The sequence below is a fragment of the Amycolatopsis sp. NPDC088138 genome, assembly GCF_044741685.1.
GTDB lineage: Bacteria > Actinomycetota > Actinomycetes > Mycobacteriales > Pseudonocardiaceae > Amycolatopsis.
The window spans coordinates 797,457-823,391 of record NZ_JBIUTB010000004.1 but is presented as its reverse complement, the minus strand read 5'-3'; the positions used below and the strand labels follow the sequence as shown (position 1 = coordinate 823,391).

The window sequence follows — 25,935 nt, the reverse complement described above, 5'->3', positions numbered from 1 at the left end:
TGACACGAAGCACTCATCGCCGGGACACGGGTGAACCCGCCGGGCGCAACGCGTAGAGTCGTTCTTCGCCCTCGGAGGCGATCCAGAAGCTGTCAAGGAGCCATGCGTGTCGGAACCTCGGGTCAGACGGGCCGAGATCGCCATCGAACAAGCCCACGTCGATCGCGTGTACACCCGTCTGGACGAACTGCGGGCCCAGGCCGAGGCGATGCGCACCAAGGGCTACGAGATCGGCCAGGGAGCGCAGCGCGAGGCGATCTTCGAGCAGGCGTCGATGCTGTTCGAGCGCGACATGATGGTCTACCACGCCAACCAGACGCTGCAGTCGCTCGACGCCGAGTACGAGGGCCTGGTCTTCGGGCGCCTCGACCACCGCGACGACGACGAGCGCGTCTACGTCGGCCGCCTCGGCATCCGCGACGCGGAGTTCGACAACCTCGTCACCGACTGGCGCGCCCCGGCCGCGGCGGCGTTCTACCAGGCCACCGCCGAAGAGCCGATGGACGTCGTGCGGCGGCGGGTGATCCGCTGCTCCGGCCAGAACGTGCTGGACGTCGACGACGACGTGCTGATGGCCGAGGCCGTGCCCGAGGACATGCAGATCGTCGGCGAGGGCGCGCTGATGGCCGCGCTCGGGCGCTCGCGCGGCGAGAAGATGCGCGACATCGTCGCGACCATCCAGAAGGAGCAGGACGAGGTGATCCGGGCGCCGTGGCGCGGCGTCACCGAGATCACCGGCGGGCCGGGCACCGGCAAGACCGCCGTCGCCCTGCACCGCGCCGCCTACCTGCTCTACCGCCACCGCCGTCAGCTCGGCGGCGCGGGCGTGCTCGTGATCGGGCCGTCCGGGGTGTTCACCAGCTACATCTCGCGTGTCCTCCCCTCGATGGGTGAGACGAACGTCGAGCTGCGCGCGCTGGGCGAGGTCCTCGACGGCCTCGATGCGACGCGGCAGGACGCGGCGCCGCTGGCCGCGATCAAGGGTTCGCTGCGGATGCGGAAGGTGCTGCTGCGCGCGCTGCGCGACACGCCGCCGGGCGCGCCGGAGGAGATGCGGATCGTCTACCGCGGCGAGGTCCTCAAGCTGGACGCGCGCGAGCTGGAGAAGGTGCGCCGCAAGGCCCACACGCAGGGCGCGCCGCCGAACCGCTCGCGGATCCGGGCGGCGGAGCTGCTGCTGGACGCGCTGGCGACGAAGGCCGAGGGGTACGCGAAGGCCGACGGCAAGCCGTTCGAGCGGGCGGACCTGATCACCGATCTCGGCGAGCGGATCGAGTTCCACCGGTTCCTGGTGGTGTGGTGGCCGGTGCTCTACCCGGCGCAGATCCTGAAGTGGCTGGGCGAGGAGAAGCGGCTGGCGGCGTCGGCGAAGGGCGTGCTCAACCGACCGGAGATCTCGCTGCTGGCCGCGGACCTCGCGGACCGCTCGCGGGGCTGGTCGATCGCGGACGTCGCGCTGCTCGACGAGCTGCGCGTGCTGATCGGGCCGCCGCCGAAGCGCAAGCGCCGTCAGGTGGTCGAGGGCGAGGTCGAGCGCGGCGGAGGCGGCACCACCCGGCCCGAGCACTACGACGAGTACTCGCACGTGGTCGTCGACGAGTCGCAGGACCTTTCGCCGATGCAGTGGCGGATGGTCGGCCGGCGCGGGAAGTACGCGAGCTGGACGGTCGTCGGCGACCCGGTGCAGAGCTCCTGGCCGGACCCGGCGGAGGCGGCGCAGGCGCGCGACCAGGCGTTCGGGATCAAGACGACCCGGCGGCGGTTCACCCTGCGCACCAACTACCGGAACTCGGCGGAGATCTTCGACCTGGCGGCCAAGGTCGTGGCGGGCCACGCGGAGGCGGGCGAGCTGCCGGTGGCGGTCCGCAAGACGGGCGTCGAGCCGGACGTCCGCCCGGTGGACGCGGCCGGCCTGTCGTCGGCGACCCAGGCGGCGGTGAAGGAGCTGCTGGGCGCGGTCGAGGGCACGGTCGGCGTCATCACGGCGATGGACCGGGTCCCGGAGGTCGCGGGCTGGCTCTCGGGTGCGGCGGAAGAGCGGCTGAAGGTCGTGGGCAGCCTGGATTCGAAGGGCCTGGAGTACGACGCGGTCGTCCTGGTCGAGCCGATGGACCTGGTCACGGAGTCGACGACCGGGCGGCGGGTCCTGTACGTGGCACTGACCCGGGCGACGCAGCAGCTGACGGTGCTGGCGTCCAACCCGGACTGGATCCCGGCGGGCTGACCCGGGCACGCTGAAGGGCTCCTTCGAGGGGCGGGAGGCAACTTCCCGTGCCCTTGAAGGAGCCCTTCAGACCCCCGGTCATCAGAACGTCGTGGGACTGTCCGTCCGAGGGCATGTCTAGTCGATCCGGGTTGTTCGGTGTCCGCGAGCCGCTACCGAACAACAACGCCGAACAACCCGGTCACGGGCACGGCGGCCGGTAGTCCAGGCCCGGCAGGCTCGCGGTCCACTCCTCCGGCGTGATGCGCGGGGCCGCGATCGCGCAGATCCGGTCGGCGGCCCGGTCGGGATCCGTTTCCTGCAACCGGACCGTTCCGTCCGCGACGGTGCCGGCCAGCGTGTGGCCGTCGGGGGCGTAGCGCACGGCGTAGACGCGGTCGCGTTCCTCCGGCAGGACCGCGCGCGGGGTCGCCGCGTCGACGTCCCACAGCCGGATCGTGCGGTCGTAGCTGCCGGAGGCGAGCGTGCGGCCGTCGCCGGCGAAGGCCACCGACATCACGATGTCCGTGTGCCCGGTCAGCACCACTGACTTCCCGGCGAGCGTGACGTCCCACAGCCGGACCGTGCGGTCGGCGCTCGCGGTGGCGACGCGCTTGCCGTCCGGGCTGAAGGCGATCGAGAAGATCGTGTCCGTGTGCCCTTCGAGCGTCGCCAGCGGTTTCGGCGCGCGCGGCGTCGAGACGTCCCACAGCCGCGCCGTGTGGTCCCAGCTGCCCGTGGCCAGCGTCCGGCCGTCGGGACTGAAGGCGAGGGTGTGGACGTCGTCGGCGTGCCCCTCGAGCCGGGCGATCTCCACCGGGTGGGCGCGGTCGGCGAGGTCCCACAGCCGGGCGGTGTGGCCCTGGCCCGCGGTCGCGAGCAAGCGGCCGTCCGGGCTGAACGCCACCGCGTCGATGTCGTCGCTCGGCCGCGCGAACACCACCGGTGGCCCGGGACGGCTCGGGTCGGCGATGTCCCGCAGGGTCATCGTGTGGTCCCAGCTGCCCGTGGCCAGCGTCTTGCCGTCGGGGCTGATCGCGACGCCGCAGACCGCGTCGCCGAAACCACCGATCGTGGCCAGCGGCCGCGAAGTGCCCCAGTCGAGCAGCCGCACCGTCTTGTCGTAACCGCCGGTGGCGAGGAGCCCGCCGGGCCCGAAGGCCGCGTCGCACGCCTTGTCCGTGTGCGCGGGGATGCCGGGCCCCGGCAGGTCCCAGAGCCGGGCGGTCTGGTCGTCGCTGGCCGTGGCGAGGGTGCGGCCGTCCCGGCTGAACCCGGCCGAGACGACGGCGCCGGTGTGCCCCGGCAGCGGCGGCAGCTCGCGCGGCCGCCGCGGGTCGGCGACGTCCCACAGCCGCGCGGTGCGGTCGAACCCGGTGGTCGCGAGGGTGCGCCCGTCGGCGGTGAACCCGACGGACCGCACGATCGCCTTGTGGGACGTCAAAGCCGAAAGCTGCGCCGGCTTGCCCGGGTCCGTGACGTCCCACAGGCGCGCGCTCTGGTCGGCGCTCGCCGTGGCGAGCGTGTGGCCGTCCGGGCTGAAGGCGACCGAGTGCACGACGTCGGTGTGCCCGGCCGCGACACCGAGCGGGCGGCGGCCGCCGACGTCCCAGAGCCGCGCCGTCTTGTCGGCCGATGCCGAGGCGAGCACCTTGCCGTCGGGGCTGAAGGCCAGGTTGTTGACGTACGACGTGTGCCCGGTCAGCTCCCCCACCTGCTTCCGGCTCGCCGTGTCGTACAGCCGGAGCGTGCCGTCGACGTCGCCGGTGGCCAGCAGCGGGCCGGCCGGGCTGAACGCGACGGCGTACGCCTTGCCCTCGTGGCGTTCGAGCACGGCGCCGGGCCCGGGACGGCTCGGATCGGTGACGTCCCAGACGCGGACGGTGCCGTCGAAGCCCGCGGTGGCGACGGTCCGGCCGTCGGCGGCGAACGCGACGTTGTTGACGTTGCCGTCGTGCCCGCTCAGCGTGCCGAGCGGCGCCGGGTGGTGCGGGTCGTGGATGTCCCACAGCCGGGCGGTGCCGTCCCAGCTGGCGGTGGCCAGCACCTGCCCGTCCGGGCGGAGCGCGACGGTGTTGATCCGGCCGGTGTGCCCGGTGAGGCGCGTCGAATACGGCGTCGCGAACACGCCGAGGACGGCGCCGCGCGCGTCGGCGCTCGGGTCGAGGCGGTACGCGGCGAGCGCGAGCTGGGCGGCGAGGGCGGGGTTGGTGGCGCGCACGGCCAGAGCTTGGCCGGCGACCTTCTGGGCGAGCGCGCTGTTGCGCTGGTCGGTGGCCGTCGACTCGGCGCGCACCGCGTAGGCCGTCGCGGCGACGGCGACGACCAGCAGCACCGCCAGCAGCGCGACCAGCTGCCGCAGCCGCCGGGTCCGGCCGCGCTCCCGCTGCTGCTCGGCGTGCTCGACGGCCAGGCTGGCGTCGAGGAACCGCCGTTCCCGCTGCGACAGCGCGGAGTCCTGGCGGGCGGCCCATTCGCGGGCGATGGCCAGCCGGGTGCCGCGGTAGAGCCAGCCGGGGTCGCGCTCGACCGACTCCCACGCGTCGGTCGCCTCGGTGAGCTGGCGGTGCACGCGCAGGCCTTCGCGATCCTCGGTGAGCCACTCGCGCAGCCGCGGCCAGCCGCGGATGAGGGCCTCGTGCGCGATGTCGATGCCCGTGTCGCCGAGGGTGACCAGGCGCGCCGCCGCCAGCTCGCCGAGGACGACGGCGGTGTCGCCGTCGTCGGTGTCGAGCTCGTCGCGGCTGAGCCGGCGCTTGGTGTCCTCGGTGCCCTCGCCGAGCGCGGTCATCCGCAGGAAGATCTGCCGCGCCAGGCCCTGCTGGCGTGCGGACAGCGTGGCGAACGTGCCTTCGGACGTCTGCGCGACGGCCCGTTCGATGCCGCCGCTGGACTCGTAGCCAGCCAAGGTGAGCGTGGTGCCGCGACGGCGTCGCCACGTCTCCAGCAGCGCGTGCGAAAGCAGCGGGAGCACGCCGGGCTGGCCGGTGGCGTCCGCGACGAGCCGCGACACGAGCGCGTTCTCGACGCGGTAACCGGCGTCGACGGCGGGCCGCGAGATGGCCTGCCGGAGCTCTTCGGTCGTCATCGGGCCGACCAGGACCTGCGCGTCCTGCATGGCTTCGGCGAGGTCCGCGTGGCGCGCGCAGTGGGTGTAGAAGTCGGTGCGGATGCCGAGCACCACGCGGGTCCGGCTGCCGGGTTCGGTGGTCGCGGTGACCAGCGCGGCGAGGAACGCGGCGCGCTCGCCGGCGTCCTGGCAGAGCGTGAAGACCTCTTCGAACTGGTCCACGACCAGGACGACGTCTTCGTCTTCCTCTTGGACGAGCTGCCGCGCGGCGAGACCGAGGTTGCGCGGGTGCGCGGCGAAGTCGTCCAGTAGCGCGCCGGGGGCGACACCGAGCGCGGCGGCGAACCTGACGGCGCACTCCTGCAGCGGCCGGGCGCCCGGGGTCAGCAGCACGGTGCGGCCCGTGACGGCGGGCAGGAGACCGGCGCGCAGCAACGAGGACTTGCCCGAGCCGGACGCACCGAGGACGGCGAGAAAACGCTGTCTCGAAAGGCGGCCGGTGAGCTTTTCGACCAGTCGTTCGCGGCCGAAGAATCGGCCGGCGTCGGCGGCCCCGAATGCGGCCAGGCCGACATAGGGCGGTGATTCCCCGGATTCCGGCGCGGCCGGTGAATCGGCACCGACTTGGTCGTCCGCGACCTTGTGCCAGCGCTCCTCCCATTCGACGGGCTCGCCGCCACAGGCGCGGACGTAGGCCAAAGTGACGGCCAGACTGGGAAGTTTCCGCCCGCCGGCGGCCTCGGAGAGCGTGCCGGCCGAGTAGTGCGCGCGCCGCCCCAGCTCGCGGTAGGTGGGATTCCCGGCGCTCCCGCGCAACCGCCGGAGATCAGCGGCGAAGTCGGTCAGCAGGTCGTCCCCGGGATCCAGCGGTCGCTCCGGACGCGGCACCCGTCCTCCTTTTCGGTTCCGGTGCGGCACACGGTAGCCAAGAACGCGCGGCTCAGAGGGAAAAGGCGGATTTCACCATCGGCGACGGACTTTCTTCTCGGTCTACGCCGAGCAGCTCCGCCACCGGGTCCCGGCGCCGGTTGACCGCCGCTCCGGCATTCAGGCTGCGACCTCGCGGACGAGGCAGAGCGCGCGGAGCAGGTCCGCCACCGGAACCGGCGCCGCGGCACCCGCGGATCACCTCGTCGACCACCGCCCGGACGTTCGGGCGACGACCTCGCAGACGGCAAATCAAGGCCCGGTCCGCGCAGCCGATCGGCGCTGGACTTCCTCGCGACCCACGCCGAGCGAACAGAATCAAGACCCAGCCCGCGCAACCAATCGCCGCCGGACTTCCTCGCGGTCGACACCGAGCGCGGCGAACAGGTCCGCCGCCGGGTCCGGTGGGGTCACCGACAGCAGCACCCGCAGCAGCTCCGCCGGGTCCCGGCGCCGCGGCAGGCCGCGGATCGCCTCGTTGACCACCGCACGGGCGTTCGACGTCAGCGCTCCCAGCGTCAGCTTCGCGCGTTTCTGGGGGACAGCGGCCGGCCGGAGGCCTTCGACGTCGATGCCCAGCGCCGCCAGGGCTTCCCGGTCCAGGCGGTCGAGGGCCGCGCGGGCCGCTGTCAGGTCGAGGCCGAGGGCCTGCGCGCAGGCGTCGTCGTGCAGCAGGCCGATCAGCAGGTGTTCCGTGCCCAGCCGCCGGTCACCGCGGCGGCGCGACTCCTCCAGCGCCGCCGTCACCACCGACGCGAACGGGCTCTTCGCGATCATCGCGCCTCACTTCCCGTACTTCGCGTGCACGGACTGCCGGGCCACGCCGAGCGCGTCGCCGATCTGCTCCCACGACCAGCCGCGGTCCCGGGCGTGCACGACCGCCGCCGCCTCGACCTGCTCGGCGAGCCGGTGCAGCGCGCCGACGGCCCGCAGCGCGACCGCCGGGTCGGTTTCCGAAATCCGCCCGGAAAGCTCTTCCGCCTCCATGGCATGTCAGTCTAGCCTGACAAGCGACGTCAGTTCAAACTGACAAAGGAGAGACGTCATGGATGTTGCGGTGATCGGAGCGGGCCCGGTGGGCCTGATGCTGGCGGCGGAGCTGCGGCTCGGCGGGATCACGCCCGTGGTCCTCGACCGGCGGGCCACCCCGGACGAGCGGCCGCGCGCGAACGGGCTCGGCGGCCGGATCGTCGAGCAGCTGGACCACCGGGGGCTGTTCGAGAGGTTCGCGGCCGGAGCGGCGTTCGCCGGGCCGTTCCCCGGGTTCCCGTTCGGGCCGGTGCGGCTGAACTTCACGAAGCTCGACACCCCGCCACTGCGCGGGTTGATGCTGCAACAGCCCCGGATGGAGGCCCTGCTCGCGGAACGCGCCGTCGAGCTCGGCGTCGAGATCCGGCGCGGGCACGAACTCCTGGACCTCGACACCGTCCGCGGCCCGGACGGCGAGTACCGGCTGGACGCGCGGTACGTCGTCGGCTGCGACGGCGCGCACAGCCGCGTCCGCGAGCTGGCCGGCATCGGCTTCCCCGGCACGACCGACGACGAGCTGCTGCGGTTCGGGCACTTCCGGACGGACCAGCCGTTCGACCTCTTCACCTCGGCGACGCCGGAAGGGCTGAAGCAGGGCTGGAACCGGCGGCCGGCCGGGCGCGTGCTGCTGACGTCGCTGACGCCGGGTGTCGTGATCGTCGGCGTCCGGGAAGTGACGCCGGAGCCGCCCGGCGAGCCGACCCTCGACGAGTTCCGCGAGAGCGTCCGGCGGGTGCTCGGCGCCGACCTGCCGCTGGGCGAGCCGCTCTGGCTGTCCCGGACGGTCAGCTCGGCCCGGCTCGCCGAGCGCTACCGGGCCGGGCGCGTGCTGCTGGCCGGCGACGCCGCGCACCTCTTCCCGGCCGGCGGCTCGTCGCTCAACGTCGGACTGCTGGACGCGGTCAACCTCGGCTGGAAGCTCGCCGCCGTCGTCCGCGGCGAGGCCGGGGACGCCCTGCTCGACAGCTACCACTCAGAACGCCGCCCGGTCGCGGCCAAAACGTTGACGCAAACCCGCGTCCAGGCCCTGCTCGAACGCCTGACCGGCGAGGACGGCGACGCGCTGCGGACGCTCTTCGGCGAGCTGGCCGCGTTCGACGAGCCGACCCGGCACCTGGCCGGGCTGATGCGCGACGCCGACGAGCTGCCGTACGTCTCTGACCTGCCGCTGACCGTCGGCGGCGAGAAGACGCGCGTGGCGGAGGTCATGCGCGACGCCCGGACCGTCCTGTTCGACTTCGCGGACCGCGCCGACCTGCGGGAAGCCGCCGGATCGCGGGTGAAGATCGTCACAGCCACGGGTCCGGAGGCGGTGGCCGACGCGCTGCTCGTGCGTCCGGACGGCGTCGTGGCGTGGAGCGGCGACGATCCGGCGGCGTTGCGGGAAGTTATCGGCGCACCGGGGCGTTGACCCCGGTTGTGAGCTCACTGCCTGACGTGCCGCTGTCCGTGCTCGACCTCTCCCCGGTGTCCGAGGGGATCAGCATCGGGGAGACGCTGCGCAACACCCTCGACCTCGCCCGCGCCACCGAGCGGCTGGGCTTCAACCGCTACTGGCTGGCCGAGCACCACAACATGCCCGGCATCGCCAGCTCGGCGACGGCGGTGCTGATCGGGCACGTCGCCGACGCGACCGAGCGCATCCGCGTCGGCTCGGGCGGTGTCATGCTGCCCAACCACGCGCCGCTGGTCGTCGCCGAGCAGTTCGGCACCCTGGAGGCGTTCCACCCGGGCCGCATCGACCTGGGCATCGGCCGCGCGCCGGGCACCGACCAGCGCACGGCGCTCGCGCTGCGCGGGCCGGGCGGGCTGTCGGCGGAGAACTTCCCGGAGCACCTGCAGGAGCTGATCGGCTACTTCACCCACTCGGAGGCCCGCGGGGTCAACGCCGCGGTCGCCGAGGGCAACCAGCCGCCGATCTGGCTGCTCGGTTCGAGCGGCTTCAGCGCACAGCTCGCCGGGCGGCTCGGGCTGCCGTTCTCCTTCGCGCACCACTTCGCCGCGGAGAACACGATCCCGGCGGTGCAGCTCTACCGCGACAACTTCCGGCCCGGTGTGCTGGAAGAGCCGTACGTCATGCTCGGCACGTCCGTCGTGGCCGCCGAGACCGACGAACGCGCCCAGTTCCTGGCCGGGCCGTCCGGCCTGACGTTCCTGAGCCTGCGCCGCGGCCGCCCGATCGCGATGCCGACGCCCGAGGAGGCGGCGGAGTACCCGTACACCGAGATGGACCGCGCGTTCCTGGCCGACCGCTTCGGCTCGAGCATCATCGGCTCCCCGGAGACGGTCCACAAGGGACTCCAGCAGCTCCTCGACGACACCAATGCCGACGAGCTGATGATCACGACCATGGTCCACGGCCACGCGGACCGCATCCGCTCCTACGAACTGATCGCCGGCCTCAAGTCCTGACCCGCTCACGGCACCTCGCCCGTGATCCGAGGGTCGACACGCGTGATTGAGGGGTCGACACGCGTGATGGGAGGGTCGACACGGCGTGGCGCGACCTGCTGCGGCGTGTCGACCCCAGGATCACGCGTGTCGGCTTCCCGATCACGCGTGTCGACCCCTTGATCACGGCCGCGAACCGACCCGACCGGCGAACACACGTACCGGAACGGTCGGTTCGCGTACCCAGGCGGACGACTCGCGTACCCAGGCGGACGACTCGCGTGCCTGGACGGACGACACGGGTGCGCCTTACCCTGCCGGGCGGGTCCTCCGGCAGGGTTCATGTGTCGTCCGTTCGGGTACACCGGGGAACCGGGAATGGGGACCTCCGTGCAGCCGTGAACGGCTTGCGCACCCGGGTCGGGAATTTCTTTTCCTCCACTGACAACAAGATCAGGGCCGTTTGTCAGTAATCGACAAGAAATGTGCGGTTACCAGGCCGTGACCGCGTGATCATGCTCAAGTTCTTGTCTCCCAGCAGGGCCGTGGTTAGCGTACCGACCAGTAGGAAACGGCACGGTGACCCCCGAGACCGTGAATGGCCGACATGAGATAGCCCGTTCGGACCAGTTCATTTGCTCACCTCGGGTGTATTCGTCGTGCCCGCGAAACACTGGGGAGGCACTCGAATGGCCGAACGGACGACGACGACGTCGTTCCCCGGGGCCGCCGCACTGCGGCAGACCGGGCGGCTCTACGCGCTCGGCCTCGACGTCGTCCGGCTGACCTTCCGGCGCCCGTTCCAGACGCGGGAGCTGATCCAGCAGTTCTGGTTCATCGCGAGCGTCTCGATCCTGCCGACGGCCCTGGTGTCGATCCCGTTCGGCGCGGTCATCGCGCTGCACATCGGGTCCCTCACCACGCAGATCGGCGCACAGTCGTTCACCGGCGCGGCGAGCGTGCTGGCGATCATCCAGCAGGCCGCCCCGATCGTGACGGCCCTGCTCATCGCCGGCGCCGGCGGCAGCGCGATGTGCGCCGACCTGGGCTCCCGCACCATCCGCGAAGAGATCGACGCGATGGAGGTGCTCGGCGTCTCGCCGGTCCAGCGCCTGATCGTGCCGCGGGTGCTCGCCGCGATGGGCGTCGCGATCTTCCTCAACGGCATGGTGAGCGTCGTCGGCGTGCTCGGCGGCTACTTCTTCAACGTCATCATGCAGCACGGCACCCCGGGCGCGTACCTGGCGAGCTTCTCCGCCCTCGCCCAGCTCCCCGACCTGTGGATCAGCGAGATCAAGGCGCTCATCTTCGGCTTCGTCGCCGGGGTCGTCGCCTCCTACCGCGGCCTCAACCCCAAGGGCGGCCCGAAGGGCGTCGGCGACGCGGTCAACCAGTCCGTCGTCATCACGTTCCTGCTGCTGTTCGTGCTGAACCTGGTGCTCACCACCGTGTACCTGCAACTCGTGCCGCCCAAGGGGAGCTGAGCGTGACCACCACGGAAGTCCCCAAGAGCGCGCGGGTGCGCGAAGCCGTCGACCGGTGGTTCGGGTTCCTCGACACCCTCGGCGACCAGATCCTGTTCTTCCTGCGCGCTATCGCCTGGATCCCGCGCGCGCTGCGCCGCTACCTGCGCGAAGTCGTCCGGCTGCTGGCCGAGGTCAGCTTCGGCAGCGGCGCGCTCGCCGTCATCGGCGGCACGATCGGCGTGATGATCGGGATGACGGTCGCCACCGGCACGGTCGTCGGGCTGCAGGGCTACTCCGCGCTCAACCAGGTCGGCACGTCGGCGTTCGCCGGGTTCGTCTCGGCGTACTTCAACACCCGCGAGATCGCGCCGCTCGTCTCCGGCCTCGCGCTGAGCGCCACCGTCGGCTGCGGGTTCACCGCGCAGCTGGGCGCGATGCGGATCTCCGAGGAGATCGACGCGCTCGAGGTCATGGGCATCCCGAGCGTCCCGTACCTGGTGACGACCCGGGTGATCGCCGGTTTCCTCGCCGTCATCCCGCTCTACGCGATCGGCCTGCTCTCGAGCTACCTCGCGTCGCGGCAGATCACCGTGTGGTTCTTCGGCCAGTCCGCGGGCACCTACGACCACTACTTCCTGCTGTTCCTGCCACCCGGCGACGTCCTGTGGTCCTTCGGGAAGGTCCTGGTGTTCAGCGTCGTCGTGGTCCTGGCGCACTGTTACTACGGCTTCCGCGCGAGCGGCGGCCCGGCCGGCGTCGGCGTGGCCGTGGGCCGCGCGGTGCGCACCGCGATCGTCGCGATCAGCGTGCTCGACTTCTTCCTGTCGCTGGCGATCTGGGGCGCGACGACCACCGTGCAGGTGGCCGGATGAGACGGGAAACCCGCCGGAAGGCCGGGGTCCGCACCGCCGGGGTGCTGTTCCTGGTCGTGATGGGCGTGCTCGTGACGCTCTCCATCAAGGTCTACGACAAGGACTTCGTCACCACGGTGCCGGTGACGCTGAAGGCGAGCCGCATCGGCAACCAGCTCTCCCCCGGCGGCCAGGTCAAGGCCCGCGGGGTGCTGGTCGGCGAGATCCGCGACGTCAAGGCGACGCCGGAAGGCGCGGAGATAGCGCTTGCTCTCGAACCGGGCAAGGTCGGCATGCTGCCCAAGGACGTCTCCGCGCTGCTGGTGCCGAAGACGTTGTTCGGCGAGCGGTACGTCCAGCTGTCCATCCCGGACGGCGACCGGGCCCCGCACCTGGCGGCCGGCGACGTCATCGCGCAGGACCGCTCGGCCAACGCGATCGAGCTGGAACGGGTCTTCGACAACCTGCTGCCGCTGCTCAAGGCCGTCCAGCCGCAGAAGCTCGCGACGACGCTCACCGCCGTCTCGACCGCGTTGCAGGGCCGCGGCGAACAGCTCGGCCAGACGATCGACACGGCCGCGAACTACCTCAAGGAGTTCAACCCCAACCTGCCGCAGCTCACCTCGGACATCCGGGACCTGGCCACGGTTTCCCAGGTGTACGGCGACATCGCGCCCGACCTGCTCGACGCGCTGACCGACTCCGCCGTCACGCTCAACACGGTCAAGGAGAAGCAGGCGGACCTGGCCGGGGTGTACCAGCAGGTGACGTCGTCGTCGCAGGAGATCACGACGTTCCTGCAGAACAACCACGACAACCTGATCTCACTGGCCGCCGACAGCCGCGCGCCGCTGGAGATCGCCGCGAAGTACTCCCCCAGCTTCGCGTGCACCCTCGCTTCGCTGAACGCTCTGAGGGGATCCATGGACAAGGTGCTCGGCGCGGGCACGAACGAACCGGGCCTGCACGCCGACGTCGCGGTGACCGCGAACAGCGGCAAGTACCTGCCCGGCCAGGACGACCCGCGGTTCACCGACGGCGGCGAGCCCCGCTGTTACCCCTCCGGCGTCGCCCCGACCACCGGTACCGCCGCGGCCACCCCGGGCGCCGCCGGCCACCCGCTGCTGCCCGGCGGCGAGGGTGACCTCGGTGTCGCGAACTCGCCGCAGGAACAGCAGCTGCTGGCCACGCTGGTCGCGCCGTCGATCGGCGTGCCGACCGCGCAGGTCCCCGGCTGGAGCAGCGTGCTCGTCGGCCCGCTCTACCGCGGCACGGAGGTGAAGCTCAAATGAGGAACATCGCCTCCCCGCTGATCAAGAGCCTCATCTTCATCGTCGTCACGGCGCTCGCCACGACGTTGCTGGCCATCTCCATCACCAACTCCGGCCTCGGCGACTCGAAGCCGTACTCGGCGAAGTTCCTCGACGCGACGTCGCTCAACGTCGGCGACGACGTGCGCATCTCCGGTGTCCGCGTCGGCCAGGTCGAGTCCCTCGACATCAGCGACCACAACCGGGCGCGGGTCGGGTTCTCCCTCGACAGCGGCCGCCGGCTGCCCGCCGACGTCCACGCGGTCATCAAGTACCGCAACATGGTCGGGCAGCGCTACATCGCGCTCGAGCGCGGTACCACGGGGACGCGGGACCAGCTGCCCGAAGGCGGCGAGATCCCGCTGGACCGCACGACACCAGCCCTCGACCTCACCGACCTGTTCAACGGGTTCAAGCCGCTGTTCCAGGCCCTCTCGCCCAACGACGTCAACGAGCTGTCCGGCGAGATCGTCCAGGTGCTGCAGGGTGAAGGCGGCACCGTCGAGAGCCTGCTCGCCCACACCGGCTCGCTGACCACCACGCTCGCCGGGCGCGACAAGGTGATCGGCGAGGTGATCGGGAACCTCAACACGGTCCTGAAAACCGTCAACGGCAAGGGTGACGCGCTCGCGAACCTGGTGTCCACGCTGCGGCAGCTGGTGTCCGGGCTGGCCGGCGACCGCGCCGCGATCGGCGACGCCATCAGCGGCATCGGCGACCTGACGCAGTCCACCGCCGGGCTGTTCGAGCAGGCCCGGCCGCCGCTGAAGGACAGCATCGCGGGCCTGCAGGGTGTCGCGGCGAACCTCGGCGAGAACCAGTCCGATGTGGACAGTTTCCTGACCAACCTGCCGGTCAAGTTCAACGAGATCGGCCGGGTCGCCTCCTACGGCACGTGGATGAACTTCTTCCTCTGCCGCGCCACCCTGGAAACCACGCCCCCACGCGGTGTGTACGTCCCGACGCCGAGGTGTGAGTCGTGAAGTCCTTCAAGGAGCGCAACCCGCTCGTGCTCGGGGTGCTCGGCAGCGTCGCGCTGGCCGCGCTGCTGACCGTCACGTTCAACTACGACAACCTGCCGATCGTCGGCGGCGGCACCACCTACGCGGCCGAGTTCTCCGAGGCCGCGGGCCTGCAGGCGGACGACGAGGTCCGGATCGCCGGCATCAAGGTCGGCGAGGTGCGCGACGTCGCCCTGTCCGACGACCACGTCCTGGTCCACTTCCGGGTCAAGGACGCCTGGGTCGGCGACCGCACGTCCGTCCAGATCAAGATCAAGACGTTGCTGGGCCGCAAGTTCCTCGCGCTGGACCCGAGCGGCGACGCCGTGCAGAACCCGGACCAGGCGATCCCGCGGACCCGGACCGTCACGCCCTACGACGTCACGGACGCCTTCAACGGCCTGGCGAACACCGTCGGCTCGATCGACACCAAGCAGCTCGCCAACAGCTTCACCACGCTGTCGGACACCTTCCGCAACTCCCCCGAGCACGTCCGCAGCGCGCTCGACGGCCTGTCCCAGCTGTCGAAGACGGTGTCGAGCCGCGACAGCCAGATCTCGGAGCTGCTGGCCAACGCCCGGACGCTGACCACGACCCTGGCGAACTCGAACGACGACTTCGAGAAGCTGATCGACGACGGCAACCTGCTGCTCACCGAGCTGAACCGGCGCCGCGACGCGATCCACGACCTGCTCACCGGGTCCGCGCGGCTGGCCGACCAGCTCAGCGGGCTGGTGCAGGACAACACCGCGCAGCTCAAGCCGGCGCTGCAGGCGCTGCAGCAGGTGACGGACCTGCTCAAGCGGCAGAACGACAACCTGACCAAGGGCTTGGCACTGGCCGGGCCGTACTTCCGCGTCGTCACCAACACGACCGGCAACGGCCACTGGATCGACGCCTACCTCTGCGGCCTGCTGCCCGAGAACCACGACCCGTGCGTCCCGCCGAAGAACCCGGGAGGGACCAAGTGAGCGCGCTGACCACCACCAGGGCCGGGGTCCTGACCAGCCGGTTCATCGCCGCCGCCCTGCTGCTCGCGCTCGTCGTGACGGCCGCGCTGTGGTGGGTGTTCTCCGGCAGCGGCCAGCACCACGTCACGGCGTTCTTCTCCCGCGCGGTCGGCGTCTACCCCGGCTCCGACGTCCGCGTGCTGGGCGTCCGGATCGGCCAGGTCGACACCGTCACCCCGCGCGGCGAGCAGGTGCAGGTCGACATGAGCGTCGACGGCTCGGTCGGCGTCGCCCAGGACACCACGGTCCTGGTGATCGCGCCCAGCGTCGTCGCCGACCGCTACGTCCAGTTCGCCAAGCCGGCCCGCGGCGGGCCGCGGCTGCCGGACGGCGCGTCGATCCCGGTGCAGCGCACGGCGACCCCGGTGGAGCTCGACCAGCTCTACGCCAGCCTCGACTCGCTGACCAAGGCCCTCGGCCCGAACGGCGCGAACTCCCAGGGCGCGCTGTCGGACCTGCTCAAGACCGGCGCGGAGAACCTGCAGGGCAACGGGCAGGCGTTCAACGACAGCGTCAAGAACTTCGCGCAGCTGGCCCGGACCCTGGCCGGCAACTCGGGTGACCTGTTCGGCACCGTCGACGAGCTGCAGCAGTTCACGACCATGCTGTCCACCAACGACCAGCAGGTCAGCAGCGTCAACCAGCAGCTGTCCCAGGTCTCGGACACGCTGGCCGCCAACAGCGGCGAGCTCGCCCAGGCCCTCGAAGGCCTCGGCCGCGCGCTCGGCGACGTCCAGGCGTTCATCCGGGACAACCGCGAGGCGCTCAAGGCCAACGTGGACAACCTGGTGACGACCACGCAGACCCTCGTCGACCAGCGCGCGTCGCTGGCCGGGACGCTCGACGCCATCCCGCTCGCGGTGACGAACGTGCTCAACGCCGTCGATCCGGACACCGGACGGCTGATGGGCCGGGCGAACCTCGACTACTACCAGGACCTTCCGCTACCGGTGACTGGGGACGTCTACACCAGCGGAGGTGGGCGATGAAGCGCGCCCTCGCCGCCGCGGCCGTCGGCTGCCTGCTGCTCACCGGCTGCTCGTCGGGTGAGTTCAAGGGCGTCTACGACCTGCCGCTGCCCGGTGGCGCCGACGTCGGCGACCACCCGTACGACGTCACCGTGCAGTTCGCCGACGTCCTCGACCTGGTGCCGCAGGCCGCGGTGAAGGTCGGTGACGTCCCGGTCGGGCGGGTCCGGGAGATCCGGCTCGGCACCGACGGCTGGACGGCCGAGACCGTGCTGGAGGTCAACGGCGACGTCGCGCTGCCCGCCAACGCGGTCGCGCGGCTGCGCCAGTCCAGCCTGCTCGGCGAGAAGTTCGTCGAGCTGGCGCCGCCGGACGACACCCCGGCCGCGCAGAGCGGCCCGCGGCTCACGAACGGCGCCACGATCACCCTGGACCGCACCAACCGCAACCCCGAGTTCGAGGAGATCTTCGGCGCGCTGTCACTGCTGCTCAACGGCGGCGGGATCGGGCAGCTGCAGACGATCAACCGCGAGCTGTCGAAGGTGATGGACGGCAACGAGGAGCAGATCCGCTCGTTCCTCGGCGGGGTGAACACCCTGATGACCGACCTGGACGCGCACCGCTCGGACATCACCGAGGCGCTCGACGGGCTCAACCGCCTGTCCGCGACGCTGGCCAACCGGCACGAGCAGGTGTCCGGCGCGCTGACCGACCTGACGCCGGGCCTGCAGTCGCTGACCGACCAGCGCACGCAGCTCGTGTCGATGCTGCAGTCGCTCGACCGGCTTTCGACGGTCGCCACCGACGTCGTCGACCGCAGCCGCGACGACCTGGTCGCCGACCTGCGGGCGCTCGCGCCGATCCTGGGGCAGCTGGCGAAGGCCGGGGACGACCTGCCGAAGTCGCTGCAGATGCTGCCGACGTTCCCCTTCCCGGACTCGGTGCTCCCCGCGGTGAAGGGTGACTACATCAACGTCTACACGTCGATGATCCCCGCGCCCGGCGTGCCGCTGCCCCCGCCCGGCGAGGGTGTCCCGCCCGGCCTCCCGCCGCTCCCGCTGGGCAGCGACAACGCCCGCGTCTCCGGAGGCCGCTGATGCTGACGCGCAGAGTGCGGATCCAGGTGGTCCTGTTCGTCGTCATCGCGTTGGCCACCACGGCTTTTGTGGGTGCGAACTACGCGGGCCTCGGCCGGCTGTTCGGCTCCGGCAGCTACACGGTCAAGCTGGAGCTCGCCGAAGGCGGCGGCCTGTTCACCAACGGCGAGGTGACCTACCGCGGCGTCGCCGTCGGGCGGGTCGGCGAGCTGCGGCTCACCACCACCGGCACCGAGGCCGACCTGCTGATCGACGACGGCGCCCCGCCCATCCCGGAGAACTCCCAGGCCGTGGTGGCGAACCGGTCCGCGGTCGGCGAGCAGTACGTCGACCTGCAGCCGCGCACGTCGGACGCGCCCTACCTAGCCGGTGGCTCGATCATCCAGCGCGAGTCGACGACGCTGCCGCTGCCGGTGAACAACCTGCTGACGGACCTGGACTCCTTCACCGCGTCCGTGCCGACGCAGGACCTGCGCACGGTGGTGGACGAGCTCGACGACGCCCTGCGCGGCGCGGGCCCGGACCTGCAGACGCTGATGGACTCGGCGACGACGTTCACCCAGGAGGCGAGCACCCACCTGCCGCAGACGTCGAAGCTGATCGGCGACGGCGCGACGGTGCTGCGCACCCAGGTCGACTCCGCGGCCGAGTGGCGCTCGTTCAGCAGCAACGCCAAGGTGTTCGCCCACCAGCTGGCCAGCTCCGACGGCGACCTGCGGCGGCTGATCGCGACCGCGCCGCCCGCGGCGACGGAGCTTTCCTCGCTGCTGAAGGAAAACGACCCCGGACTGCCGATCCTGCTGGCCAACCTGCTGACGACGTCCCGGGTGTTCGCCACCCGCACGGACGCCGAGCAGCAGCTGCTGGTCAACACGCCGAAGGCGGTGGCGGCCGTGGGTTCGGCGCTGAACCCCGCCGGTGACCAGCTGCGGATGGGGCTGGTGCTGAACTTCGACGACCCGCCGCCGTGCCGGCAGGGGTACGAGGGCACGCCGCACCGGCCGAGCACCGACGTCACACCGCTGCCGTTCCACACCGACGCGGCGTGCACGCTGCCGTACGGGAACGAGAGCTCGGTGCGCGGCACGCAGAACGCGCCGCACCCGCCCGTGCCGGCGGCGGCGCTGCCGGGCGGGCTGACCGGCCCGCTCGGGCTGGGCACGCAGGCGACGTCGACGAGCCTCGAGGAGATGCTGTGGCTGCGATGAAGTACCTGCCGGTGGTGCTGGCGGCGGCCGCCGCGGTGTTCGCGGGCGGCTCGGGCTACGCGTGGTATTCGGCTTCGCACGAGCCGGCCCTGACGTACGGGGCCGCACGCGACGACGCGCTGGCGAGCGGCCGGACGCTGGTGGCGGAGCTGAGCAGCCTGGACTACCACGACGTCGACGGCGGCCTGGGCCGCTGGCTCGCGGCGTCGACGGGCCCGCTGCACGACCAGCTCGCCCACACGGACGACACGACGAAGAAGACCCTCGCGGCGAACGCCACGGTGGCGACCGGCCGCGTCCTGGACGCGGCGCTGAGCGAGCTGGACGAGCACGCGGGCACGGCGAAGCTCCTGGCCTCGGTGGAGATCACGATGGCGAAGCAGGGAACGGCCCCGGCGGTGAAGCGCAACCGCTTCGCGGCGGCGCTGACGCGGACTCCGGAGGGCTGGAAGCTCAGCGCCCTCGACCAGCTGCCGGTGGGTGCGTGATGAGCCGCACGGAAGAGATCACGACGGTGGAAGAAGCCGACGAGCGCGAACTCGTCGCCGAGCCCGAAGCCGAGGCCGAGGCCGACGCCGTCAAGACCGAGACCGACGAGACCGACGCCGATGGCTCCCCCGAGGCAGCTGATGCGGACGAAGCGGACTCCGCCGAAGCGGCACTTTCACGTGAAAGTGCCGCTTCGAAGCCGCGTCCCGCCTGGTTGCGGCTCCCGGCGCTCCTGCTCGCCGCCGCCGTCCTGCTCGCCGGCGCCGGCGTCTGGTTCACCCTCGAGGCGCGGTCGGCCTCGTCGAACCCCGCTGCCGACAACCTCGCCCTCACCGATGTCGGGGCGACCGCCGACGTCACCTCGGCCGTCACCCTCGCCATGAACCGGATCTTCTCCTATTCCTACGACAAGACCGACGTCACCGAGAAGGCCGCCGCGGCCGTGCTGCGCGGCTCCGCGAAGGATTCCTACGACAAGCTCTTCGCCCAGGTCCGCGAGAAAGCGCCGCAGCAGAAACTGGTGCTCACCTCTCGCGTTTCGGCGATCGCCGTGCAGGATCTGCGAAATGGTCACGCGCGGTTACTCGTCTTTCTCGATCAATCAGCCGTCCGGGCTGACAACAATGCGACCGACAGTGCCGCGGCTCAGCTTTCCGTGACCGCGGAACACACCGGCGACGGCTGGGTCGTCACCGAACTCGAACCGCGCTGACGCCGTTCCACCGAATAGCGCACTTCACCGGTTCCGGAAGCGTCCGGAACCGGCCGGGAAAATCGCAAGGGAGAACAACTATGTCCGTGGCAACGCAGCTGAAGAGACTGGCTGTGCTCACGTCGGCGGCGGCCGTCGTGCTGACCGGGGTCGCCGTGACACCCGCGTCGGCCGACGTCATTCCCATCCCGGTGTCCTACAAGGTCACCGGCTCCACCACGGTCAAGAAGACCGGCAGCGCGATGAAGCTCGGCCCGGGCTCCCTCAAGGGCAACCTGCTGATCGACGACCAGACCGGGTCCGTCGGCCTCAGCGCCGACCTAGTGCTGCCGCCCGCGCAGGCCGACATCTCCCTGCTGTCGGGGATCTTCCGGATCAAGGCGAAGGTGAAGGTCACGCCGCTCGGCCCGGCCACCGGCACGATCGCCGACGGCAACCTGGTCACCAAGGCCAAGGCCAACATGGAGATCTACGACATCTGGGCCGGCCCGATCGTGCCGGTCATCCCGCTGCCGACCGTGCCGGGCAGCTGCAAGACGAAGACCCCGCTCGACCTGACGCTGGGCGCGCAGGACATCGACATCACCGCGCCCGCGATCACCGTGACCGGCACCTACACGATCCCGGAGTTCAACAACTGCTTCATCGCCGACATCGCGCTCGGCGCCCTGATCTCCGGGCCGGGCAACACGATTTCGCTCGACCTGGCCAGCGACGCCACCTGAGCCGACCACGGGTGGCGGGCCGTCCGGCCCGCCACCCCGCCGGGCTCAGCAGGCCGCGTTCGGGTCTTCCTTCAGCGCGAAACTGTCGTTGTCGCCGGCGGAAACCGCGTACACCGGCCCGCACCACGGGAAGAACGTCTCACCGACGAGGTTCGAACCCCAGGTCACGACCGTGCCGTCGGACTTGACGGCGACGTTGTGGTTGAACCCGGCGTCGACGCCCACCACGTCCGACAGCGCCTCCGGCGGCACCTCCGCCTGGTGGAAGTTGTCGCGGCCCCAGGCGTAAACACGGCCGTCCTTGAGGGCCAGGCTGTGGTAGAAACCGGCGGACACCGACGTGACGCCGGACGTGAGCCCGGCGGGCACCGTCGCCTGGCCGTAGGTGTTGCTCCCCCAGGCCAGGACCCCGCCGTTCTTGATGACCAGGTTGTGGTCACCCCCGGCGGAAATCGCGGTGACGCCCGACTGCGCGGTGGCCGGCACGTCGGTCCGCGTCCCCCAGCTCACCACCTGCCCGCCCTGCTTGAGGGCCAGGCTGTGCATGTTGGACGTCGAGATCGCGACGACGCCGCTGCTCACCGAGGCGGGCAGGGTGGTCTGGCCGTACCAGTTGTTCCCCCAGGCCACGACCTTGCCGCCCTTGAGGGCCAGTTCGTGGCCCCAGCCCGACGCGATCTGGGTCACCCCGGACGTCGCCGCGGCGGGGATCTGGTTGGCGCCCCAGTTGTTCGCGCCCCACGCGAGGACCGCGCCGCCCTTCAGGGCCAGTGCGGTCGTGCTGCCCGCCGACACGGCGGTGACGCCGGCCAGCGCGTCCGGCGGCGGGATGGTGACGTCGTAGTCCGGCTTGCCCCAGGCGATCACGCCGCCCGCCGTGTCCGCGTGCGCGGGCACCGCGCACAGCGACACCGCCATAACCGCCGACGCCGCGAATGCGGTCCCTCTGAGCGATAGCCGTACACAACGGGAAGTACCCGGCACGGTAGCCTCATTTCTCCGGTTTCGTTATCCGGGATTGCTTCGGCAAGATCACAAATGGTAGACCGTTCGGCACAGCGGTTCGCCGTCGCGGCCGCTCTTTGTCAAAATCCGCCAAATCCACGGTCGCTCCTGCGCCGGCGAGCACAAGAAATCGATACACCCACGCGGTGCCTCACCCGCGCAAGCACGAAGTCTTGTTCCGTACTGAACTGGCGAGTAGCCTCGATTTCGGCAGATGGACCTCCACCTCGCACGCCGGTGAATCGCGTCCCGCCACCCGGGGCAATGGGGTCGGTGAACGCGATGGGGGCACGGCGGCGAGCAATCGATCAGCCAAAGCCGAGACTGAACTGAATCAAAGGAGATGACAGGTATGTCCCGACTCAGCAGGCTGTCCGCCGGTATCGCCACCACCGCGACCGCGATCGGCGCCATCGCGGTCCTGACCGCCGGTGTCGCGTCCGCCGCGACGGTCACCTACACCGCCGGCGGCACGACGCCCGTCACGTACAACTGCACCTTCCCCGGCATCTCGCCGCAGCCGGTCGCGGTCGTCGCGCACCTCGACGCCCCCGACGTCGTCGCGCACGGCACCACCGTCACCCCCAGCAACGTGGGTGGCACCGCCACGATCACGGCCACCGTCCACGCGCTGCTCACCGCGGTCGGCTACGACGGCCTCCGTGGAACGGCGTCCGTGCCGGTCTCGGCGTCCTCGGGCACGCTGTCGCAGCCGGCGGCGACCGGGCTGAACATCCCGGAGACGATCTACCCGACCGGCGGGGCGATCACGGTGAACATCGGGCAGGTCGCGACGTCGAGCATCCCGAACTGGACGGCGCCGTCCGCCGCGGGCAGCTCGACCCTGTCGCTGACGAGCTCGATCTCGGCGGCGCTGGAGTTCCACAAGAAGTCCACCGGTGCCTGGACGCCGTGGGCGATGAGCTGCACCCTCAAGGTGACGAGCCCGGCGCAGAACACCGCGTTCAGCCCGAGCATCACCGTCTCCTGACCGGACGTCCCGGTGCGGGCCCCCTCGACGGGCCCGCACCGGGACCTCCCGCCCGCTCCCGAACCACCCGAGGAACCCGATGCCACGTCGAGTCCGGCCCCGCACCCTCACCGTTTCCGCGCTGGCGGCCGTCGGCCTGCTGTCCGCGGTGAACGGCGCATTGACGGGGGTCGGCTCGGCCGCCCCCGCGCCCGCGGTCCCGCCGGACACGGACGCCAAGGCGTCGGTCTCGGTGACCTGCCCCTTCGCCGATCCGCTCGGCGCGCGCAAGATCACCGCCGAGACGTCGGCGACGCTGCCGGCGCAGGCGAAGACCGGGACGTCGGCGACGATCCGCGAATTCACCACGAAGCTCACGCTCCCCCGCGACGTCGCGCTCTCTCTCCTGCCGGCCGGCGCCACCACCGGGTCGCTGCAGGGCGGCGTGGACGTTGACCTCGCCGTGCACCAGGGCGACCGCGCGGACAAGGTCCCGGTCCCCCTCACCGTGCCGGCCACCCCGCTGCCGGAAACCGGCGACGTCACCCTGGCCGCCACCGGCGCCGTGCCGGAGATCGCGCTGAACACCGTCGGCGCCGTCACCTTCGACGTCACCGCGCCGACGCTCTCGCTGGCGGCCGTCCCGGCGCCCGGCGTCATAACCACCGAGCCGGCCCCGAAGATCGCCTGCACCGTGGATCCCGAGCAGGAGACGGCGCTGGGCAAGGTGCTGGTCCTCCCGCCGGTGACGCCGGGGACGAAGGACAAGCAGCAGGAGGCGCTCGCCGACGGTCCCGCCCCGGGTGATCCGCCGACCGAGGACGAGTTCGGCGTGCCGCTGAGCCTGGTCACCATCCTGGCGAAGTCGACGGTCAAGAAGCTCGGCGCGACCGTCACCAGCGACCCCGCGTTCCTGTTCAACGGGCTGTTCATCCTCAACCTGGTCACCGGCGACTCCCGGGTCACCGGCTCGACCACGTTCAACCCGGCGACCACGACGTTCCTCGGCTTCGGTTTCGTGCCGGTGACCGCGACGGTCGAGTTCCTGCCGGTCGACTACCGCGACAGCAAGGTCATCGAGATCGCCGGCAACATCACCACCCACGCGGACGACCAGACGTACCTGGACACGACGCTGCAGGTGATGGCCCGCTTGAGCAACGCGAAGGTCAACGGCGTCCCGCTCGACGTCGGGCCGGACTGCGTGACCAAGAAGGCGGTGGAACTCAGCCTGAACGGCCCGTACGAAGCGTTCGGGGTCGGCCACATCCGGACGGACGAGGACAAGGGTTTCGAGCTCCCGGAGTTCACCGGCTGCACCGCCGGTGGCCAGGATCTGGCCCCGTTGTTGAACGGGATGAGCTCCGGCCCGGGCAACCAGGCCTTCGTCGACACCTACAACCTGATCGTGTGCACCGAGCCCGACGACACCCAGTGCCCGGACGGCTCCAACGGGCCGCCGGAGGGCTCGGCGGCGGCGAAGAAGGCGGTCAAGAAAACGAACTGAGGGGGACGCATGAGGATCGGCACGGCCGTCGCGGCGGCACTGCTCGTCACCGGACTGGCGGCGGGCACGGCGAACGCGGCGACGATCACCACGAGTTCGAGCCCGCTGACCTACAGCTGCACGTTCCCCGGGCTGTCGCCGCAACCGACGACGGTGACGGCCCACCTGGCCGTGACCGAGCCCCACGCCGGGCAGCCGTTCACCGTCACGCCGTCCGCCACCCAGACCTACACCGCCGCGGTGCGCGCGCTGCTGAACGCGGCCGGCTACGACCAGGTGCGCGGCTCGCTCGCCGCGACGTTCACCGTGTCGGGCGCGACCCCGGCGTCCGGCACGATCGCGGGCAGCTTCCCCGCCCAGCCGTTCACGACCGTCGCGATGACCGGCTCACCGCAGGTGTTCACGGCCGGCGCGGCGTTCGCGGTCGGGTTCGCGATGGGCCCGCTCATCACCGAAAGCCTCGAGTTCCACAAGGCGTCCACCGGAACGTGGGTCCCCTGGGCGTCGAACTGCACGCTGAAAGTCACCAGCCCGGCGCAGAACCCGTCGTTCCAGCCCAGCATCACGATCAGCTGAACCGAGTTCGCCGCTTCAGCGGACGAACCCCTAGCTCGACGTCCACTGTGGACGAACACTCCCCGCCCGTGGAACCGGCAGCAGGTCGCTCACCGGGTACCGCAACGGCAGCGGCGCTGCCCCTGCGCGCAACGCCAACTCCATTTCGAAGCGCGCGCCCGGGTCGCGGAGGCTTTCGCCGAAGGTCGCCTGCAGCTGGCGCATGCGGTAGCGGACCGTCTGGGGGTGGACGCCCAGGCGTTCCGCGATCTCGACCACGTTGCCCTGGCTGTCCAGCCACGCGCGCAGCGTCTCCAGCAGCCGCTCCTGCTGCTTGCCCGTCATGTCGGCCAGCGGGGCGAACAGGCGGTGCCGCAGCGTGCCGACCAGGCCCGTGTCGGAGTTGACCAGCAGCGTCGCCAGGTGCTCTTCGGCGCGCAGCACCGGGCGGGGCACCAGGACGCCGCGTTCGGCGAGCTGCAGCGCGTTCCGGGCCCAGCGCAGGGAATCGGCGACCGAGGCGAGCGGGACGCACGGGCCGATCGAGAGCCGGCAGTCCGGGAGGGCCACCTGCAGCGTCGCCAGGCGGGCGCCGCCCAGCTGGCCGGGGACCACCAGTTTCGGGTCGGGGGTGTCGAGCTCGGCGAGGACGTCGGCGTCCAGGCCCGCGTGGCGGCGGGCCGGGGCGACGCCGTCGGCGGGGCAGACGGCCACCGGGGTCGCTTCGGTCGGCACGCTCCAGCCGATCAGCTGGGCCAGCTCGGCGATCGCCTTGGGCGAGGCCGGGGGCGTCTCGAGGATCAGGTGCAGCAGCTTGCGGCGCCAGGTGTCGAGCGCTCCCGCCGTCCGGGCCTTCGCCTCCAGGTAGCCGTCGAGGGCGACGGAGGCCAGCTCGTCCATGAACGCCAGCATCGCGTCGGCCAGCTGGGACATCACCGCCGAAGAGAGCCCGCTCCGCCGTCCGACGCGCATGATCCGCCGCCACGACACCCGCGCGCCGACCCGGTAGGCCGACTGGAGCGTGTCGAGGCTGCGGCCTTCGCGCATCTCGTTCTGCCCGAGGCGGTGGTGGACGTCGTGGGACTGCTCCTTCGACACCGTCGGGTCGGCGATCTGCGCGACGAACAGCGTGATCGCGTACTCGACGCCGGCGCGGATCGACTTGCCGTAGGGCCCGTCGAGCGGGCGGGCGTAGGCCGGGATGGTCGCGCGGATCTCGTCGACGATCTCGGCGGCGAGGCTGGCCAGCTCGGGACGGAGGATGTCGGCGAGCTTGCGGGGCAGTGCGGCGGGCTGCGCAGGGTGTTCGAATCCGCGCTCCACCGACATCGCAGCTCCTTTGCTCCGCCCCAGAGGCCCCGCTGACGCGCGGCCGAGCACCCCGCGCCTGGTGCGGGGTGACACCGGACACATCGAAAAACTAGCCCTGAACGTGTCACAC

The 25,935-nt window shown here is 71.3% G+C and carries 22 protein-coding genes; 17 read left to right on the top strand and 5 right to left on the bottom strand.

Annotation, left to right across the window (positions count from 1 at the left end):
* Window positions 1-106: 106 nt before the first annotated feature.
* On the top strand, window positions 107-2,224 hold the full coding sequence (locus tag ACIOD2_RS24535) for a HelD family protein (RefSeq protein WP_400542160.1): 2,118 nt from the start codon (window positions 107-109) through the stop codon (window positions 2,222-2,224).
* A 181-nt stretch (window positions 2,225-2,405) separates the two neighbouring features.
* Here ACIOD2_RS24535 and ACIOD2_RS24530 read toward each other — a convergent pair whose 3' ends face one another.
* The 3 genes from ACIOD2_RS24530 to ACIOD2_RS24520 form a co-directional block, all read right to left on the bottom strand.
* A complete protein-coding gene (locus tag ACIOD2_RS24530; RefSeq protein WP_400543227.1) occupies window positions 2,406-6,140 on the bottom strand; it encodes a hypothetical protein in 3,735 nt (1,244 codons plus the stop codon).
* A gap of 378 nt (window positions 6,141-6,518) precedes the next feature.
* Entirely contained in the window at window positions 6,519-6,977 is a 459-nt protein-coding gene (locus ACIOD2_RS24525) for a Clp protease N-terminal domain-containing protein (RefSeq protein WP_400542157.1), read from the bottom strand.
* Between the two features lie 6 nt (window positions 6,978-6,983).
* Window positions 6,984-7,187 carry a hypothetical protein gene (locus tag ACIOD2_RS24520; RefSeq protein ID WP_400542154.1) on the bottom strand — a complete coding sequence of 68 codons (204 nt, stop codon included), beginning with the start codon at window positions 7,185-7,187 and terminating at the stop codon, window positions 6,984-6,986.
* A gap of 58 nt (window positions 7,188-7,245) precedes the next feature.
* Here ACIOD2_RS24520 and ACIOD2_RS24515 point away from each other — a divergent pair, with 58 nt between their 5' ends.
* From ACIOD2_RS24515 to ACIOD2_RS24455, 13 genes are all read left to right on the top strand, one after another.
* Window positions 7,246-8,640 carry an FAD-dependent monooxygenase gene (locus ACIOD2_RS24515; RefSeq protein ID WP_400542151.1) on the top strand — a complete coding sequence of 465 codons (1,395 nt, stop codon included), beginning with the start codon at window positions 7,246-7,248 and terminating at the stop codon, window positions 8,638-8,640.
* A gap of 8 nt (window positions 8,641-8,648) precedes the next feature.
* Window positions 8,649-9,641 (top strand): LLM class flavin-dependent oxidoreductase, encoded by a 993-nt coding sequence (locus tag ACIOD2_RS24510; RefSeq protein WP_400542148.1) that lies wholly within the window; start codon window positions 8,649-8,651, stop codon window positions 9,639-9,641.
* 668 nt (window positions 9,642-10,309) lie between these two features.
* A complete protein-coding gene (locus ACIOD2_RS24505) occupies window positions 10,310-11,104 on the top strand; it encodes an MlaE family ABC transporter permease (protein ID WP_400542145.1) in 795 nt (264 codons plus the stop codon).
* A 2-nt stretch (window positions 11,105-11,106) separates the two neighbouring features.
* Entirely contained in the window at window positions 11,107-11,958 is an 852-nt protein-coding gene (locus ACIOD2_RS24500; protein ID WP_400542142.1) for an MlaE family ABC transporter permease, read from the top strand.
* A complete protein-coding gene (locus ACIOD2_RS24495) occupies window positions 11,955-13,229 on the top strand; it encodes an MCE family protein (protein WP_400542139.1) in 1,275 nt (424 codons plus the stop codon). Before ACIOD2_RS24500 ends, ACIOD2_RS24495 begins: the two co-directional genes overlap by 4 nt.
* Window positions 13,226-14,230 (top strand): MCE family protein, encoded by a 1,005-nt coding sequence (locus tag ACIOD2_RS24490; RefSeq protein WP_400542136.1) that lies wholly within the window; start codon window positions 13,226-13,228, stop codon window positions 14,228-14,230. Before ACIOD2_RS24495 ends, ACIOD2_RS24490 begins: the two co-directional genes overlap by 4 nt.
* Complete coding sequence (locus ACIOD2_RS24485; RefSeq protein ID WP_400542133.1) at window positions 14,227-15,219, top strand: MCE family protein; 993 nt, start codon at window positions 14,227-14,229, stop codon at window positions 15,217-15,219. The genes ACIOD2_RS24490 and ACIOD2_RS24485 overlap by 4 nt, the downstream gene beginning before the upstream one ends.
* Window positions 15,216-16,247, top strand: coding sequence for an MCE family protein (locus tag ACIOD2_RS24480; protein WP_400542130.1), 1,032 nt, complete (start codon window positions 15,216-15,218; stop codon window positions 16,245-16,247). The genes ACIOD2_RS24485 and ACIOD2_RS24480 overlap by 4 nt, the downstream gene beginning before the upstream one ends.
* Window positions 16,244-17,323, top strand: a complete 1,080-nt coding sequence (locus ACIOD2_RS24475; protein WP_400542127.1) for an MCE family protein — start codon at window positions 16,244-16,246, stop codon at window positions 17,321-17,323. Before ACIOD2_RS24480 ends, ACIOD2_RS24475 begins: the two co-directional genes overlap by 4 nt.
* Window positions 17,323-18,531 carry an MlaD family protein gene (locus ACIOD2_RS24470; RefSeq protein ID WP_400542124.1) on the top strand — a complete coding sequence of 403 codons (1,209 nt, stop codon included), beginning with the start codon at window positions 17,323-17,325 and terminating at the stop codon, window positions 18,529-18,531. Before ACIOD2_RS24475 ends, ACIOD2_RS24470 begins: the two co-directional genes overlap by 1 nt.
* Window positions 18,528-19,019 carry a hypothetical protein gene (locus ACIOD2_RS24465; protein WP_400543224.1) on the top strand — a complete coding sequence of 164 codons (492 nt, stop codon included), beginning with the start codon at window positions 18,528-18,530 and terminating at the stop codon, window positions 19,017-19,019. Before ACIOD2_RS24470 ends, ACIOD2_RS24465 begins: the two co-directional genes overlap by 4 nt.
* Window positions 19,019-19,732: a hypothetical protein gene (locus ACIOD2_RS24460; RefSeq protein ID WP_400542121.1), complete on the top strand. Its 714-nt coding sequence runs from the start codon at window positions 19,019-19,021 to the stop codon at window positions 19,730-19,732. Before ACIOD2_RS24465 ends, ACIOD2_RS24460 begins: the two co-directional genes overlap by 1 nt.
* Before the next feature lie 80 nt (window positions 19,733-19,812).
* The gene (locus ACIOD2_RS24455) at window positions 19,813-20,457 is read left to right on the top strand and encodes a hypothetical protein (RefSeq protein WP_400542118.1); all 645 of its coding nucleotides are present in this window, start codon (window positions 19,813-19,815) and stop codon (window positions 20,455-20,457) included.
* 45 nt (window positions 20,458-20,502) lie between these two features.
* On the opposite strand, the gene ACIOD2_RS24450 is transcribed toward ACIOD2_RS24455, so the two are convergent.
* On the bottom strand, window positions 20,503-21,375 hold the full coding sequence (locus ACIOD2_RS24450) for an RCC1 domain-containing protein (protein ID WP_400542115.1): 873 nt from the start codon (window positions 21,373-21,375) through the stop codon (window positions 20,503-20,505).
* 439 nt (window positions 21,376-21,814) lie between these two features.
* Here ACIOD2_RS24450 and ACIOD2_RS24445 point away from each other — a divergent pair, with 439 nt between their 5' ends.
* From ACIOD2_RS24445 to ACIOD2_RS24435, 3 genes are all read left to right on the top strand, one after another.
* On the top strand, window positions 21,815-22,453 hold the full coding sequence (locus ACIOD2_RS24445) for a DUF6801 domain-containing protein (protein WP_400542112.1): 639 nt from the start codon (window positions 21,815-21,817) through the stop codon (window positions 22,451-22,453).
* A gap of 79 nt (window positions 22,454-22,532) precedes the next feature.
* Window positions 22,533-23,939: a DUF6801 domain-containing protein gene (locus tag ACIOD2_RS24440; RefSeq protein WP_400542109.1), complete on the top strand. Its 1,407-nt coding sequence runs from the start codon at window positions 22,533-22,535 to the stop codon at window positions 23,937-23,939.
* A 9-nt stretch (window positions 23,940-23,948) separates the two neighbouring features.
* Window positions 23,949-24,515 carry a hypothetical protein gene (locus ACIOD2_RS24435; RefSeq protein ID WP_400542106.1) on the top strand — a complete coding sequence of 189 codons (567 nt, stop codon included), beginning with the start codon at window positions 23,949-23,951 and terminating at the stop codon, window positions 24,513-24,515.
* Window positions 24,516-24,545: 30 nt separating this feature from the next.
* Here the strand turns inward: ACIOD2_RS24435 and ACIOD2_RS24430 are convergent, their stop codons facing one another.
* On the bottom strand, window positions 24,546-25,823 hold the full coding sequence (locus tag ACIOD2_RS24430) for a PucR family transcriptional regulator (protein ID WP_400542103.1): 1,278 nt from the start codon (window positions 25,821-25,823) through the stop codon (window positions 24,546-24,548).
* Between the last annotated feature and the right edge of the window lie 112 nt (window positions 25,824-25,935).